Annotated in this window: 12 protein-coding genes and 1 tRNA gene; 10 read left to right on the top strand and 3 right to left on the bottom strand. The window is 36.8% G+C overall.

The features are described from left to right. Positions 1–65 precede the first annotated feature (65 nt). From E3D81_RS00440 to E3D81_RS00405, 8 genes are all read left to right on the top strand, one after another. On the top strand, positions 66–1,196 hold the full coding sequence (locus E3D81_RS00440) for a tyrosine-type recombinase/integrase (protein ID WP_134776048.1): 1,131 nt from the start codon (positions 66–68) through the stop codon (positions 1,194–1,196). A gap of 173 nt (positions 1,197–1,369) precedes the next feature. Beyond that, positions 1,370–2,362, top strand: a complete 993-nt coding sequence (locus E3D81_RS00435; protein WP_134776047.1) for a hypothetical protein — start codon at positions 1,370–1,372, stop codon at positions 2,360–2,362. Between the two features lie 151 nt (positions 2,363–2,513). Beyond that, positions 2,514–2,906 (top strand): hypothetical protein, encoded by a 393-nt coding sequence (locus E3D81_RS00430; RefSeq protein ID WP_134776046.1) that lies wholly within the window; start codon positions 2,514–2,516, stop codon positions 2,904–2,906. A gap of 118 nt (positions 2,907–3,024) precedes the next feature. Further along, the gene (locus tag E3D81_RS00425; protein ID WP_134776045.1) at positions 3,025–4,845 is read left to right on the top strand and encodes a hypothetical protein; all 1,821 of its coding nucleotides are present in this window, start codon (positions 3,025–3,027) and stop codon (positions 4,843–4,845) included. A 133-nt stretch (positions 4,846–4,978) separates the two neighbouring features. Then, positions 4,979–5,374 carry a hypothetical protein gene (locus tag E3D81_RS00420; RefSeq protein WP_134776044.1) on the top strand — a complete coding sequence of 132 codons (396 nt, stop codon included), beginning with the start codon at positions 4,979–4,981 and terminating at the stop codon, positions 5,372–5,374. Positions 5,375–5,875: 501 nt separating this feature from the next. Beyond that, positions 5,876–6,337, top strand: coding sequence for a RadC family protein (locus E3D81_RS00415; RefSeq protein ID WP_134776043.1), 462 nt, complete (start codon positions 5,876–5,878; stop codon positions 6,335–6,337). Between the two features lie 603 nt (positions 6,338–6,940). Further along, positions 6,941–7,411: a hypothetical protein gene (locus E3D81_RS00410; RefSeq protein WP_134776042.1), complete on the top strand. Its 471-nt coding sequence runs from the start codon at positions 6,941–6,943 to the stop codon at positions 7,409–7,411. Between the two features lie 28 nt (positions 7,412–7,439). Then, a complete protein-coding gene (locus E3D81_RS00405) occupies positions 7,440–8,030 on the top strand; it encodes a hypothetical protein (protein ID WP_134776041.1) in 591 nt (196 codons plus the stop codon). A 111-nt stretch (positions 8,031–8,141) separates the two neighbouring features. Here E3D81_RS00405 and E3D81_RS00400 read toward each other — a convergent pair whose 3' ends face one another. Then, positions 8,142–9,935 (bottom strand): DUF262 domain-containing protein, encoded by a 1,794-nt coding sequence (locus tag E3D81_RS00400; RefSeq protein WP_134776040.1) that lies wholly within the window; start codon positions 9,933–9,935, stop codon positions 8,142–8,144. Positions 9,936–10,384: 449 nt separating this feature from the next. On the opposite strand from E3D81_RS00400, the gene E3D81_RS00395 reads away from it, so the two are divergent. Next, complete coding sequence (locus E3D81_RS00395) at positions 10,385–10,618, top strand: hypothetical protein (RefSeq protein ID WP_134776039.1); 234 nt, start codon at positions 10,385–10,387, stop codon at positions 10,616–10,618. Positions 10,619–10,951: 333 nt separating this feature from the next. Here the strand turns inward: E3D81_RS00395 and E3D81_RS00390 are convergent. Together E3D81_RS00390 and E3D81_RS00385 are read right to left on the bottom strand one after the other, a co-directional pair. Then, positions 10,952–11,024: transfer RNA gene (locus E3D81_RS00390), tRNA-Lys, on the bottom strand. A 469-nt stretch (positions 11,025–11,493) separates the two neighbouring features. After that, positions 11,494–14,676 (bottom strand): S41 family peptidase, encoded by a 3,183-nt coding sequence (locus E3D81_RS00385; RefSeq protein WP_099365743.1) that lies wholly within the window; start codon positions 14,674–14,676, stop codon positions 11,494–11,496. A gap of 95 nt (positions 14,677–14,771) precedes the next feature. Here E3D81_RS00385 and E3D81_RS00380 point away from each other — a divergent pair, with 95 nt between their 5' ends. Continuing rightward, positions 14,772–15,953, top strand: coding sequence for an MFS transporter (locus E3D81_RS00380; protein ID WP_099365742.1), 1,182 nt, complete (start codon positions 14,772–14,774; stop codon positions 15,951–15,953). The last annotated feature ends 14 nt before the right edge of the window (positions 15,954–15,967 follow it).

Genomic DNA, 15,967 nt, shown 5'->3' with positions numbered 1-15,967 from the left:
CAAATTGACACTCATTTACAACCACTTAACAACATTTAAAACATTTTGCGCCAAATCTGCGCCAAATGACAAGATTAGATTACGAAGTAAAAATCGTTACCACCAAAGAACTGAAACACCGTTCCTATTTGCTAATTAAAGTGAATGGAGAGAGGTTCAAAGAGTACAATGGTAAGAGCTTAGGATTATCTCTAAAACCAAGTTCAGCAAAATCCTTAAAAGAGAAGCACCAAATTTTAACTGAGCTTGAATTTCAATTTAAGAAGTCTATTGAGATCGGTACATATCCCAGCTCCAAAGATTCAGTTGAGGAGACCAAGTCGATATTAAGAGATCTTTTAGATAGAGCTATATCAAATAAAAAACAGTCAAACCTATCAAACCGATATGTGGAGGAATTAGAAGGTTATGCCAAAAAGCTAAAGGCTTACTTAACCGAAAGCGAATTGAACGACGATATAAGCCATTTAAGTCGATCACGTGTTCAAGAGTTTATGAACCGTTTTAATTCTAGTGCTTCATATTATATGACTGCTAGAAGACATATAAAGACGATATTTTCGGAAATCGGCAAGCTTGAGGAATTTAATACCTCTATCGTCACAAATACAGATAAACGTAAAGCAACCCCCAAACTTCATAAGGTATATACAGAGCAACAACGATCCGATGTGCTAGCTTTCTTAAAACAGCATCATCCAAATTTACATTTATGTTGCCTAATGAGCTATGGTTGTCTTCTCCGACCACATAATGAAATACGTTTATTAAAGCGAAATCACTTTAAAAATGATATTAGGGAGATTCACCTCGCAGGTCATGAAAACAAGGGGAAAAAGATAAGAATTGTTCCCATCCCTAATTACGTAAGAGAAATATTATTGTGCAAGTTGGAGGGGTTGGCTCCTGAGGACAATCTATTTAGTGAGGAAACCTCGCCGTACAATTTGAACTACTTTAGTACAGCATGGAAACGTATGTTCAAACTAATGGAGAAAGAAGGCATTATCGAGAAGAACCAAACGATCTACTCATTTCGCCATACAGCTTCTGTAAATGTTTATAAGAAAACTAAAGACCTTCATATACTCCAACAGCTATTAGGACATTCAGATATGATTGTAACGCTTAAATACCTGCGTGGATTAGGTGTTCATAATGCGGATGAGCTAAAGCATGTAATGCCTGAATTGTAATATTAGAGACAGTCTTATTAGGCTGTCTCTTTTTGTATATAGACAATTGATCTAAGCTATAATATGCTATTTTTGCTCAAAATTGAAGTAAAAATTAGCAAAAAATATAGGACATGATAATTGTTAGGATTAAACCTAGATTCGATTGTGTCTTTTTGTAATCATCGTACAATATGTTTGAAGCAACTGAAATTCAAAGACACCTGAATATTGATAAGGAACTCTTATTAAAGCATTGCCCACAGTTAAAAAATACACCAATTAATGAGGTGATAGCTTGTTTGGATTATAAGGATTTGAAGACCGATGAGACGTATAGATTTAATAATTTCGAGCCATTTGACGAAATCCTCCAACAAAAAATAGACACGTTATTTTATATGGTGTTCTTCAAGGCACAACATGAATATAAAGATTCGTTTCTCTTTGGAATGAGTGGTATCATCCCTAAAGAGGACTTTAATGACAATGAGAAGTCACTCCTTAAGAATAAGATCTTCTTCTTAAAGCATGCAAAACAATTTCATCTTCGTTTATTAGCTTTGATGCAATGGAGGAATACCGAACTGAAAGATGTATCAATCACTTTAACCAAGAAACGTAATTTTGGAGGTGAAATTCCCGATATCCATATTGAAAATTACGCTCTTGAAAGAGGTATTATTGACAATGAAATTTATAGAACAATAGACCTTTACCTAAATAGTCCATATGCAAATGCACAGTATTTTGGAGGGAAAATTAATAATATCGAAGTCGAATCCATTCATGAACGAATATTAGTACTCGATGATGCTATCAGCTATAATGAGGCTTTTCTAGCAACATTAAAAAACATATCTTCTGATATAAATAATAAGAAAAAAAGTAAGTCAACCACCGAGAGACGTAAAACTGATAGATCATTCAACGCTTTTAGAGGTGAAAGTGCCACTTTAGTTTTCAATGGCTACATTTATAAATGTGTCCAAGAATTCTTCAATGTGGAACAACTGACTTTTGCTAACAGTACAAGAAAAAGCGAAGACAATCTTAGATATAGGAAATTAGTTACATACGAAATCCTTGCTAGGTTAGGACTAATTAGTACAGCGATATTAAATAAACATAATACAATTGCAAAGAAAGAGACATACATTTCAACTCTTCCATTTTGGAACTTTTAAAATAATCTCACTTGTTATCAAATAATAACTGACTCTCAGAAGCTAAAGGTCAGCTATGTATCCTCGTAGCAGATTTATATATCGATATTTGTAATATAGAAACGATGAGGTAAACAGAGCCAAATCAAATATTAATTTTAAAATATCTTATATGAGCAAATTAAAAGAGTTAAAGAACAAGACAACAAAGGAAGAGAAGAAAACTTTCACCACGAGTGACTTCTTTAAGGAAGACCAGTCTTTTGCTAACAAGCAGAAATTCGAACAGGAATTTGTTAAGTTATCCAGTTATGACCGAGAAAAAATTGAAATCTTCTTTAATCAATTAAGCAACGGCTTAAAGTTAAACGTGTCGATCGCCCCGACTTATAACGAGGAGAAAAAACTTAAATATTATCATGTAAGCGCACAGTCTGCTAAGCTAAATCGTGGCTATAAGTTACCAGACATCGAAGGAGTAACCAAATTGATTAACATCTATGAATTGAATACCTATAAAATAGATCTTAATCTCGAAGATGTCTATGACGCTTCTTTAAGCTAAACTTCTCACGAAGCCAAAGGAGGGCCCCCTTTGGATCTTCATCTAATTTTATTTTTAAAAATAATTTTTTAAACCCTGACATGGGTAATGGAATTCCTATGTCCAAACTTTAATATATATGAAGAAAAGATTCATTATCATCTACAAAAGCCAGTTTCTTAAAGATATTATTGGAAGCATTCCATCAAATTGTATTCTATTTAAAACATTAACCGGAATTGGTGCCACACACCTTGAAATTATAACACCTAGGCACTCTATCATTATAGAGCCAAACGTACCCGTGATCAAAGGCAAAAAGAAATCACACAAAGGCAAGATAATAGGGGTATATGAAGGTATCTATCTTCCACACATCATAAACTACTTGAAAGACCCAAAGGTGAAATATAAGAAGATTATGACTACGCCCGAATCCTTTCACAAAGTAAAGGAAGCGATAGCAGAAGTTGGCATGGATATGCATAAAGAGTTCTTTTTGCTGTTCGATGAGTGTGATCGCACGAGCAAAGATATTGACTTTCGTAAAGACATCATTCTTCCTATGGAAGACTTCTTTAAATTCGAAATGAAAGCTTTTGTATCAGCAACAGCAACTATTCCCAGTGACCCTCGGTTTAAGAAGCAAGGTTTCGAGATATTGGAGATATTCCCTGATTTCGATTATGCCAAGCAACTAAATTTAATTCAGACAAATAATCCTTTTGCTGCTTTAAAAAAATCTTTGCAAGATAATATCATCGTTAATGAAAACGAACAGATTTTTATCTTCTTGAACAGCACAGTTGGTATAGTCTCGGTCATCGAACAGCTAGGTATTCAAACGCAATCAGCAATATTTTGTTCTAGCAATAGCGCAGACAAAATAAAAGGTAATGGTGGTGTTTCAGTGCATTATGATATTGACGAGAGTGAATTTAGAAAATACAACTTCCTAACCAGTAGATTTTATTCTGCAGTAGATATCTACGTGAATGAAAAACCTCATATAATTTTACTTACCGATCTTAATATTGCAGAACACACTATGATCGATCCTTATTCGGATCTCATACAGATTGCTGGAAGATTTCGTGGTATCGAACTTGCATCGCTAACATACATTACGAATCACGATTCGGAGCTTCACTACAGAACTCCGAACGAGGCTAAAGCGTATTTAAAAGGTTGTGCCGAAACTTATAAAACTATTCAATCCCTACGCGATGTAAGCACCAATGATGGAGCAAAAGAAACCTTGACGGAAGCTTTAGAAAGAATATCGTATACGAGGTTTTTAAACGATAACGGTCGTATTAATTACTTTATGGTTGACAACTATCTTCAAAAAGAAGAGCTGAAAGGCAACTTCACTGACCCCGAGTTATTAAGAGTCACTTTAAATTCGGAACAGCTAAGGAAGCAATTTTCATTAAACCATAGAGATTATATATTCAATATATCTAGCTTCTATCCAAAAGTAAATGGCGTAAAAAATTACATCGACATTGTACGAGACATTGCCAATAGATTGCAAAACATTTATAGTGCAAAACAGGATGTTTTTGCTATAGACTTTTCGGAAGATGAGCTTTACCGATTGGAATCAAAGCATCCCGAGATCATCGAAGCATATCACAAAATCGGAATGGAAGAACTTTGCAAAATAGCTTACTCCAAAAAACATATCGTTGATGCGATATCGAAGCATGATAAAGAGCTAGTTGGAGCGAGCAACTTTGACTTTTTAGATGAATTACATACTATATTCAGCATTAATGAATTCTATTCAGGTAAAATGATAGGTGCTACATTCAAAAGTTTGGTGGATAAGTATAACTTGCCCTACAGGAATAAGAAGAAGTATTTGGCGGATTTCCGACGATTTTTCACCCTCAGCAATAGAACAGGCAGAAATAAGCTGAAAGGCTATGTGATATTGGAAAAGAAATTCAACTAAGTCTATTTTAAACTGATAGGACGGATTTAATCCATGATATTATTAGGGCTTAAACCTAATAATATTGTGGATTACTTTTCGGTATTACATCTCATCCAAGTGATACTATTTATTACTTTTCAATAATCACATTATGAACAATTTTCAAGAACTCCATAAGAACACACATGGCTTACAGATAGAAAAGCCAATTTTTACTTTAAAAAACTTCTTTAGCCATTCATTTGCAGATAAAGAAAAATTTGTAAAGCAAGTAAATCGCCTTGATCCCTATGATAGGGATAAGATCCATCGCTTTTTTAATCAGTTATTACATGGCTTTAAACCATATATTTCTATGCAATCCAAGTTTAATCGCAAGAAAATGCTCTCTTACTTCAACGTAAGTTTTAGTCCTGAAAGTGGACATCGTGGTTATATGCTACCAAATATTGAGGGAATTTCCAAATTGATTAAGGTATATATAAACGGTGTATATAAAATAGAACTTAATCTGGACGACCTTTGCGAGGAGGCAATGGCTCGATAATAACCACTATCATTATTTCAGCTTAGGGCCCTTACTGAAATGATATACCTAGAGTCATTTTATAAAAGTTTAGGGGCGCAACAACGTTCCCCAAAATACCGCGCCTTTGACACTTTTTGCGTCAACTCGAAATAGTCGCCATTCCTCGCGCATCTTTTAAACGTTTTTGATCATTATGCTTCTGCAGAAGCGCTTTTAGATAAATTTGTTTGATCGGGTAAAATGCCAACAACCTTGATTTAAGCTATTTAACTGTAATTAATAGAAGTATTAAATGTGTCATCAAGAATCAATTCATCATAAGTCCAATTTACCTCATCAATGACATTATCTTGACATTTGAAGTTAAAAGGTTCTAATTTTTAAAAATTTTATAATTTTTAAAACACCAATTTCTGATAGCCCCCATGTCCATATATTCAGGAACGTACAGGCTATCCATCAACAATCCCCTCCAGACTATCCTGAGCAGATTCATTTATTTATCAAACCTCTAAACTCATGGAAAATCAACACAAAAATTTAAACGTATCGGAGATTAAAGTCCAATATTTACCCGATTTTAAGCTCTCAGAACGACCAATTATTACAAAATCATCAGATGTCTATAAATTGTTATTATCACAATGGGACACAGGAATAATGCAATTTTTGGAAGAGTTTAAAATCATACTCCTGAACAATACTAATCATGTTTTGGGTATAGTCAATATTGCAATGGGAGGGAAAGACGCAGTTATGGTTGATATGCGCGTAATCTTTTCCATTGCACTTACGGCATCCGCTTCTAAGATCATCCTAGCACACAACCATCCATCAGGTACACTAAATCCAAGCTCTGCTGACCGCATGCTTACCGATAAAGCTGTTGAAGCAGGCAAAGTTCTGGACATTGAAGTGTGCGACCATATTATAGTCACTCCGCATTCATACCTCAGCATGAAAGACAACGGAGACTTCTAACCAATTAAAATATATACTTATGAAAACTGAAAAATCATTTGGGTCAACCTTGCTATCCGTAATTGGATGGATAATGACAATAATTACATTTGTTGTCGCTATGCAGATCGTTATAAAAGTAATCAGCGCTGTACTGTCACTTATCTTTATTGTTATGCTGGCAGTTTCTACAATTGGGTTTATAGTCCTGACAATAAACGCTGTATTAAAACGATCGTAATAATCATATAATAGAATCCATATCACCATCGCTTGAAACTATTGGCGGTTTCCGCTTGGTGTTATGGATTCTTTGGTTTTACTGGATTAATAACAGTATATTAGATATATTTGCAAAAACATAACTGTATAGAGAGATAAAAATAGACATATAAAAGATATAGAGCGTTAGCTTAAAGTTCTCTTTTGGAGGAAACGTGAGAAATTTCTAAAACACAACGAGAACGGACAAAGTTAATGCCCATGCGAGAGCGTGGGCTTTGCTTGTTCGTTGTGTGGGCCTTCTCACGTGCCTCTCCAATTGAATTAAGTTGAAGTCCCACGCTTTTGTATTATTAACCAACCGAATAGGGACAGATCGGTTCCAAAACGATATTAAATTTTATGAAAAGATTAATCTGGTTAGCCCCTTTGTTAATCATGGTACTTAACCTTTCGATCACTTCCTGCAAAAAGGATGAGGTACAACAAACCCCTGAGAAAAAACAGCTTAGAGTTAAGATTGAAAATCTTGACATAAAGGTTCTCGGTGAATTCATCTTCACAGACGAGAATCAGAATTATTTTACACAAAGCTCTTTTAGTTTAAGCCAAGGAGAATCTAAATATTTCGACATACCTAAAAATGCTACCGGCATTAGCTTTTACTTGAAGAATATGAATCCAATGTCTACATCTTCTAAAGAAAGAAAGGAGTTTAAAGTTAAGTTCACGGTCTCCGACTATAATGGCAACACGTATCATGAGAATACAGAAGTCAGTCAGCCTGTATACGAAATAAGAAGCGGTCAACAATTTTATACCCCAAATTCTAAAATGTCATGGGGGCCAGCATTAGACAACTTTTATAAATAAACCCTCACTGCAAGTTAGCTTAAACATTATGGATAACATTGGCTTTTCGGAGATTTTTTCAAACATTGATCTCCAAGAATTACATTGGATTGCAAAGATTGCCTTGTTAGGTGGTCTATTTGCGGTGGCATCAGGCTTATTGCTATTAATAGCTAAAGACGGTAAAGAGGGGAGTGGCAACTTTATAATAGGCGTTATAATCCTTACTATTTTCTTTTACTTAAGATATGAACGATCTAGGGATCAACTAATCGATAAAGTTAATCATGAACGAGAATTGACAGCAAAGCAAGAAAAAAAAGAGACTCTAGAACAGATTCAAAAGCAACAAGACAATTGCAATATTGAAATGGCTCGTCTTAAAGCAGAGGAGTTCTTGCAGAGAAAACAACTTCCTATCATAGAGCTTATTTCAAGTCAGTTTTTAGACAATTCCCGTTGCGAAGTTGCGTATATATTCCGTGTCAAGAAAATGGTCTATAACGGTTATTCATATGTACAAGGTGATAAAATGTATCAAGCGACCCTGACACTGGGTAAATTCTCGGGAAACTACGAATTCATCGATGGAGATCTTTATGATCCTATAGGGAAAACAGTGCAACAATTATTAAAGTAAATTACATTATAGAATCAGATCCTACATTTACCTTCGCAACTTGCCATGCATGTATCTAAAAATCCCACTCACTTGAAACTTGTGGAGTTTTGTGAGTGGGATAAACAAATCCTATTGAAATCGTTTAAACAAATCAGCAAAGTTTTCAGCCGGAACTTCACTCAAATTACTTCCATGACGAACAAAATATTTCCCATTATAAATTGATGGCTTTGAATCAGATTCTATCTTTAGGAGTATAACTTCCTTTTCAAAGTATTTGATAAGAGAAATGTTTCTCAACAGATTGTCTTTATCTCTATCAGTAATAGGTTGATTTTTAATAAGATTGACTATTTTAGTAAAGTATTCATCGCTTAGCTTTTTATAGTTACTAGCATCGCCATTAGCACCAGTTATATCAAAGTTAGAATATCTTATAGCTTCAGTACCATAAATTTCCTTATATCTTCTTGTTGTATCAGGACTATCTGACACACCAATTAAACAATATCCAACAGCATTTTTATGAGTATTTGCCATTGCGGTTAAAGTACATATAACTTTGTCGAATAAATCATTATTAAATTCTCTAGCAGCGTCTAAATTATGCAACCCGACTTTAAAATCATACAACGTTTGTTCTGTTGATGACTGCATTAGGATATTTTCAAATTTTGTTATCCATTGACTTCTAGCTGGATCATTATTGTCAGAATCAATAAAATTACGTGATATAACGCCTACAAAAGCATCAGTTTGAGTTTGTTTTTCTTTGGCAGACCAACGGCCACCACCTGCAGAAAGTTTAATTACTTTATCTCCTGCTTTATCTAGAGCGGCGATGAGTGCCTTCTTATCGGATATCTGTTTGTTCTGCGAAATAAGTAATTCATATAAAGAATAAAAAACAATTTGAAAGTATCTTGAAATTCTAGGTTGTTGACTCTCAAAGATTAAATTGTTGAAGTTCTTACCAGATACTTTTAATAACTCTATAAGCGAATCGAATACAAACTGGATATTGCTAGAGATAACTTCTGTATTGATTTTCTTAATATTTGTCTCCACATTTTGGTATATAGCCGACTCTTCTTTGTCATAGTTAAAGCCATATAGTTCATCCAAAATTTCATAACTTGACCTAATGCTCTTATCTGAAATTACCCAAGCCAATATATCAGCAATAATCTCCTCATCTTTAGACTGTCTAAGATCCTCTTTTGAAATTATGTTATTCCTTACCCAAAATATATCCTCTATATTAATCCCGTACTCCAAATTTTTATTAGTAATACTAATATTCTTCATGGAATTAAGGTCTAATATCTGGCTTGCGCTAGAATCCCCACGTATATTAGATGAAAGTTGTCGAACTAAGATTGCAAAATCTGTTAATACGCCCGCTTGCCGAAGCTCTTGCTTTGATAGATGCTTTCCTCCTGAATTTAATCTTCTGAAAATTTCGTCAACATTCTTCTCCTCTGATTCTTGGTAAATTGATAGTGGAATCTGATATCTTGCTATTTCCACACATAAAGCCCTATCTAATATATCAGTCTTCTGAACGAGTTTACCATCATCTTTAAGAAGTTTGGAATCTGCCATTGTATCTAGATCAAAATACTTCCCTTCTATATCAAATTCTTGATTTATAAAAGACATTATAGCATTCATACGTTGCATACCATCGATAATTTCCAACGTTTTTTCTTCATGTATAGTAACCTCAGCGAGTAAAATCAAAGGTACTGGATAACCGTTGATAATTGAGTTTATAAAACTTTTCTTCTCTTCAATTGACCAAACAAGTTTTCTCTGATATCTTCGGTTTACCAAGAATTGCTTCTTTAAATAATAACCATATAAGGTTTGTATGCTTTCACCTTTAATTGAAAGATCGGATGAGTCTTTTTTAATTGTCATAATTTTACATCACTGTTAATAGAAATATGGCATTCCGTTACGGAATCACTAACATAAAGATATGCCAAACCAAGTTAAAAACGAAATCGGACTGCATCCAAATTCGTTTTTAATGCTCCGCAGTTTGTCATACTTGATGCCTTAGTAATCCCTTCACTTCATAAAAGCACCTAAATCTTTTTAATAAGCGCTGCACACCTATTAAAAATCTTCAAGCTTTTAGAGTTTGGCTCGCCTGCTGTTCTCTCAGGCTTCGCTCTTGTCACTATTTTTGATAAGCCCAGGTCACAAACCCCTTTTTCAAAAATACCGCCAAGAAGCTTCGTCTATTTCATAGATATCGTTGAATCGTGCTTCGCACTTTTCTTCAACGACCTTCGTTCAACTCGCAGGACGGCGAGCGATTAAATTTCAAGACTTTACCATTTAAAATATAGATCATCAAACACATGGAAAACCATCAGCAACTAACCGAACTACAAAATCAAATTGAACAATTAAAGAACCACTTAAACAGTATATCACAAATGCTTTCCCAATCGAATAAGCAAATAGGAGATATCCACAAAGCGTTATTCAACAAAGTCAGTAAAGCAAAAGAAGAGAGGGAAAAGCGAATAGCATATATGACTGCGCAAATCTTATTGAAAGATGTTGCCAAACAAATTAAACGGAAACAGTAACCATTTAAAAGAATGGTTGCAGAAACCTAACAAGACAACTTAAAATTTATAACAGTAAAAATTATAATGGATTAGGACACAATAATTACTTGGTTTAAACCTTAAAATATCATGTCCTACCTTAAAGAAATCGACTTGGAAAAGTGCGCCAAAAATGCGCCAAAACTATAACTTTTATACCAATTATAGCCTAAATACTGTACTTTAGCATATAGAATTAATTAACAGAAATATTAACTAGCATAGTGCTTTAGATCAAGTTAATTCACTGTAAATGAACGGATAGACCACAAAAAAAGCCATCCTACATTTGTAAAACGGCTTTTTTGAAAGTGACCCCGCTGAGGCTCGAACTCAGGACCCACAGATTAAGAGTCTGTTGCTCTACCAACTGAGCTACGAAGTCGTCATTAATCCAAATGTACGAACAATTAGGCAATATCATAAGAGTGATTTGATACAAAACTGCTTTCCATCCAAAAATGTAGTAGTCAAAAACTACATTTCAAAATTCACAGTTAAATAATCTCCTTATTCTAATGTCTGAAATACCTTATAACAACCTTAAAAAAATCTGTTCTAAGGGTATCCCAACTATTTATATTTTTCAACATTATGAAACATTTTTTAAAAATTTTGAAAAGATTTTATTTAATATATCCCTTCTAACATTTTTTTTTTTGCCCCAGGAAACCACCTGGTCTAACTGGCTTTAGAATTCACTAAGAGTTGAATAATTAGTCCGGAAGGGATAATCAGATACAGCTGTCTAAATGCACATGGATAGCAGCCTATACTACCTATTAATAAAACAAGCCCCTGTATTGAATTCCATACAGGGGCTTAATTTTATCTGTTGTTTATTATTTTCTTGCCTATTTCTTCAGGTCCTTTAAGATTTCCTGCACAGCGCGTTCCAATTGCGGATCTCTATCCGCCATGCGGTCTGCTGTCGTATTCTTTACAGCGATATCTGGCGCAACACCCGTTAACTCCAGATCTTTTCCGTCCAGGGTATAACATCCCCAAGATGGCAATCGGTAGAAAGAACCATCCACCAATCCTTTACCAGAGGTAAAGATAATCCAGCGGTAAGTCTCTGTTCCGATGATCTTGCCAAGTTTTAGCTCCTTGAATCCTGCAGCCGTCATCTCTGCATCACTTAAGGATTGCTCATTGATCAATAGCACTATAGGTTTGGCAGCGGGAGCAAAATTACTCTGAGGCGATTTCTTACCGCCACGGTACTGCCATTGCAAATAAGGTTTCTGCGACAAAAAGCGTAATACCTCATCATGAACATTTCCTCCTGTATTATACCTCAGGTCCAAAATGATGGCATCTTTATTGTTTTCCTGCTCGGCCATATCCAACAAAAAGGTGTTCAGTTCGCCTGCCCCCATGTTCTTCATGTGCGAATAGGCAATACGGTTGCCACTCATTTGATCTACCTTCGAACGGTTTCCTTTGATCCATTCATCATACAGTAATTCCTTAAAGGCTGCCCCACTTTGCGGACGGATATTCACATCCACATCTTTTCCATTTCTATTCACCGTCAATTGCAGTTCGCTCGCTAAGGAAGGCATCGTCAGGTAATAATCCCGATCCAAGGATCTATCAATCTTGGTACCATTGACTGCCACCAGCACATCCCCTACCTGCAGATCAACCCCTATACGGGATGCCGGACTGTTTCTTACGATCCGCGAAATCTTGTAGGGGTTCGATGGATCATAGGTAACCCCCAATTCATTGCTCACAAAATTGAAGTCTTTTCTTTCATCAGATCCCATCGTACTGAATCCCATGTGAGAGGAGTTCAGCTCGCCCAACATATCGTTCAACATGATCCGGAGGTCTTGTCTATTGTTTATTCCAGGCAGGTAGAAAGCATATTTTTGCTTGATGCCTTCCCAATCCACCCCATGGAAGGAAGGATCGTAAAAGTTCTCCTCCACATTTGCCCAGGTCTCATAGAACATCTGTTGGAATTCCTTATCCAGATCCCTGTTGAATTTGGAGCTGATCTCTACCCGCTCTAACCGGTTCTGATCGATGTTGTACTTTTGTAAAGTGCCCTGTGCCAGTACAAAATACTTTCCATCCACTTCGATGATGTGGCCGAAACCTCCATCCATCACTTTCTCGGTTTTTGCTGCTGTAAATGGTTCATACGTTATCCTGTATAGCCCAAAATTTCCTTCATGATTGGATTGGAAGAACAGAAACTGTTTCTCGCCTTTGGCAAATGCCTGTGGACCACTTTGTGAACCCGCAAATGGGCTCACCTGTTGGATCCGGTCCAACAGACCATTGAAATCGATGCTGACCACATTTTTCTTGGTTTCTGTTTTCGGCTCTGGCTTTGCTGCAGCGGTTTTTACCGTTTTATCTTTTTCAGGCGTTTTCATATTGTTGCTGGTATCTTTCTGTTCCTTTTTAGGTTCTGCAAAAAGCTCATCAAATTTGCTCAAGCGATAAGGTTCATCGAAATTCTCCAAGGCCATCCGGAAGATGCTGGCATTCCCCATTCCCATTGGGTAAGATGGCTTGGTGCGATTTCCAGCAAAATAGATATACTTTCCATCAGCAGAGAATACCGGAGAGGTTTCCGATACGCCTGTATTTGTCAGGTTATGGGTTTTGTTATTGGCTAGGTAGTGAACAAAAATATCCTGTTCAAAATTACGCATGGCTGTGAACAGCACATACTGACCATCCGGTGAAAATGAAGGGGATGAATTTTGGAATGCCCATAATTCATCCTTCACAATGGTATTGCTCTTCAGGGAATTCAGATCCAAGATCCTTACCTCATCCCGGCCTGATAGGTAAACCGCCTTTGTTCTTTCCTTATTGAAATTGATATCCCTATTGTTCCTCTTGTCGGAGGTCAACTGTTTGGTCTCCCCTTTTCCATCTGCTGAACGGCTGAACCAGTTCTGGTATCCAGCAAAAGTCTGGCTGAAAACCAAGGTCTTGTTGTCCTTTAACCAGATCACTTCCATTACCCGCTCGCCCGAAGATGGCATTTGCCGAACAAATTTTCCATCGATATCCGAAACGAACAACTCTCCACGTGAAACAAAGGCCAGTTTTTTACCATCCGGAGATACATCATAATTAGAGATTTGGCCCTTAACATCAAATTCCTTCGATTTTCCAAGCACTTGGTTTCTACCAAGAAGAATAGAAGGTTGAGTTGTTTTTTTACTGGCTACATCATAGATGTACAATTGATAGCCTTTTTCGAAAATTACCGAAGAGCCATTGGCCGCCACTTGTGGCGAACGGATGGATTCCTTAAAATTGGTCAGTTCCGTTTTCCTGCCATTCTCAAAGGTGTAAAGGTTGTATTCATCGTTTCCTTCATCCGAAGCAAAAAAGATCTTGCCGGACTTATCCACCGTTGGCCATAGATCCTTACCGATGTAATTCGTGTATTCCTTGAAGGATTTATCCTTCGGATTATACCCTTTAATATCCGGGTTGAAAGCTCCTTTATAGCGCTTTCTATTGGCAGCTGTATAACTCTCCCAAGTATCAGTAAACAAGAGTTCTCCACTTGGGGTCTCTACCATCCCATGGATATAGTTGAAAAAATGGGGAATGATACGTTGGGCTGTCCCGCCCTTGCTGTTGACCTTATAACTGCTCATTCGGTTTTCCCTTCCGGATGTGAAGTAGACATTCTGGCTATCCCAGCTCCAACTATCCACCTCATCGGAAGATTCGTGGTAGGTCAGCTGTTGGATGTCACCGCCTTCCAAGGGCATCACATACACATCCATATTTCCATTCTGATTAGCTGAAAATGCCAACCATTTCCCATCGGGAGATATTCTTGGGGAAACTTCATTTCCAGACATGGCCGTTAAGCGTAAAGCATTTCCTCCTGTACTGGGCACTTTCCATAGATCACCTTCATAACTGAAAACGATGGTTTTCGCATCAGGACTCAATGTTGGGTTCGAAAGAAAAGTGGGTTGAACTTGCGCCATGCATGCACTTCCTCCAGCCAGGAGCAAGGCAAGGGTTAATATTGATTTGTTCATGTATTAGGTGTCTAATATGTACTGAATGAACAAATGTAACATTCAGAAACCCAAATTCCATCTATTTATCTAATTTTGCTGAAAATCACAGGTACATGACTTCCCAGACAGCAATAAAACCCAACATCAGTCAACAATATAAAAAAAGGATCCGTTTAGCCGTATCCCTATTTTATTTCGGACAGGGGCTTGGTTTTGCGACATGGGCAAGTCGGATCCCTACCATCAAAACCGCATTAGGCCTTTCTGAAGCCCAATTGGGAACTCTATTACTGATGATCCCCATCGGTCAATTGCTGACGCTCCCTCTAGCTGGTTTTTTGACCAATAGGTATGGTAGTCATCGTTTATTGCCTTGGGCATCTGCATTTTATGCGCTTCTGTTGATCATTATTGGTTTTTCCCCCAATATATGGATGCTCGGCGCTTCCCTGTTCTTTTTTGGCGTCATGGGAAATATGTGCAATATATCCGTGAATACACAGGGTGTGTTGGCGGAGGAGCTGTATGAAAGACCCATCATGTCCTCTTTTCATGGAGCCTGGTCATTAGCCGGGTTTACCGGTGCACTGATCGGGATATTAAGCATGAATCTGGAATGGACCAGCATACAACAGTTTGTAGGAATTTGTGTGCTGCTCCTGGTCAATGTATTGCTCAATAGGAACTTTCTAATTCCCGAAATCAAGAAAGAAGAGGAGAAAAAAGAAAAATCGAAATTCAAACCTGATGGTTTGATCATCCAGCTTGGTATCATTGGTTTCTTTAGTATGGCTACAGAAGGTGCTATGTTCGAATGGAGTGGCGTCTATTTTTCAGAAGTGGTAAAAGCTCCAGAAAAACTGATCATCCTAGGATTTGGATCTTTTATGGTGATGATGGCTTTGGGACGCTTCATAGGCGATGCTGTCATCGCTAAAATTGGCAGACAACGCACTTTACAGATCTCAGGGATTTTGATGTTTTTTGGCATGTTGGTTTCGGTTATTTTCCCTAACCTATATGTATGCACATTGGCGTTTATGCTGGTTGGCCTTGGTGTAGCCTGCAATGTCCCTACGGTATACAGTGTAACAGGAAAACATAAAACCATTCCCGCAGGTGTTGCATTGGCTATGGTATCCAGCATATCCTTCCTTGGATTCTTAATGGCGCCGCCTTTGATTGGGTATATCGCCGAACTGTTCAACCTTCGCTATTCTTTTGCCTTGTTTTCTCTTTTTGGTTTGCTGATGTTCATCATGTGCAGTAGACTTAAAATCTTTAAAAGAGATTAATTGTTGCATGGATA

It is taken from the genome of Sphingobacterium sp. CZ-2 (assembly GCF_004526235.1).
GTDB classification, from domain to species: Bacteria; Bacteroidota; Bacteroidia; order Sphingobacteriales; family Sphingobacteriaceae; genus Sphingobacterium; species Sphingobacterium tenebrionis.
Note: the sequence above shows the minus strand (reverse complement) of the source record. Positions and strands in the feature narration are given on the sequence as shown.

What these genes read in the sequence shown, in the direction of transcription:
- E3D81_RS00440 (WP_134776048.1), top strand. Translation starts at nt 66, where the DNA reads ATGACAAGATTAGATTACGAAGTAAAAATCGTTACCACCAAAGAACTG.
- E3D81_RS00435 (WP_134776047.1), top strand. Translation starts at nt 1,370, where the DNA reads ATGTTTGAAGCAACTGAAATTCAAAGACACCTGAATATTGATAAGGAA.
- E3D81_RS00430 (WP_134776046.1), top strand. Translation starts at nt 2,514, where the DNA reads ATGAGCAAATTAAAAGAGTTAAAGAACAAGACAACAAAGGAAGAGAAG.
- E3D81_RS00425 (WP_134776045.1), top strand. Translation starts at nt 3,025, where the DNA reads ATGAAGAAAAGATTCATTATCATCTACAAAAGCCAGTTTCTTAAAGAT.
- E3D81_RS00420 (WP_134776044.1), top strand. Translation starts at nt 4,979, where the DNA reads ATGAACAATTTTCAAGAACTCCATAAGAACACACATGGCTTACAGATA.
- E3D81_RS00415 (WP_134776043.1), top strand. Translation starts at nt 5,876, where the DNA reads ATGGAAAATCAACACAAAAATTTAAACGTATCGGAGATTAAAGTCCAA.
- E3D81_RS00410 (WP_134776042.1), top strand. Translation starts at nt 6,941, where the DNA reads ATGAAAAGATTAATCTGGTTAGCCCCTTTGTTAATCATGGTACTTAAC.
- E3D81_RS00405 (WP_134776041.1), top strand. Translation starts at nt 7,440, where the DNA reads ATGGATAACATTGGCTTTTCGGAGATTTTTTCAAACATTGATCTCCAA.
- E3D81_RS00400 (WP_134776040.1), bottom strand. Translation starts at nt 9,935, where the DNA reads ATGACAATTAAAAAAGACTCATCCGATCTTTCAATTAAAGGTGAAAGC.
- E3D81_RS00395 (WP_134776039.1), top strand. Translation starts at nt 10,385, where the DNA reads ATGGAAAACCATCAGCAACTAACCGAACTACAAAATCAAATTGAACAA.
- E3D81_RS00385 (WP_099365743.1), bottom strand. Translation starts at nt 14,676, where the DNA reads ATGAACAAATCAATATTAACCCTTGCCTTGCTCCTGGCTGGAGGAAGT.
- E3D81_RS00380 (WP_099365742.1), top strand. Translation starts at nt 14,772, where the DNA reads ATGACTTCCCAGACAGCAATAAAACCCAACATCAGTCAACAATATAAA.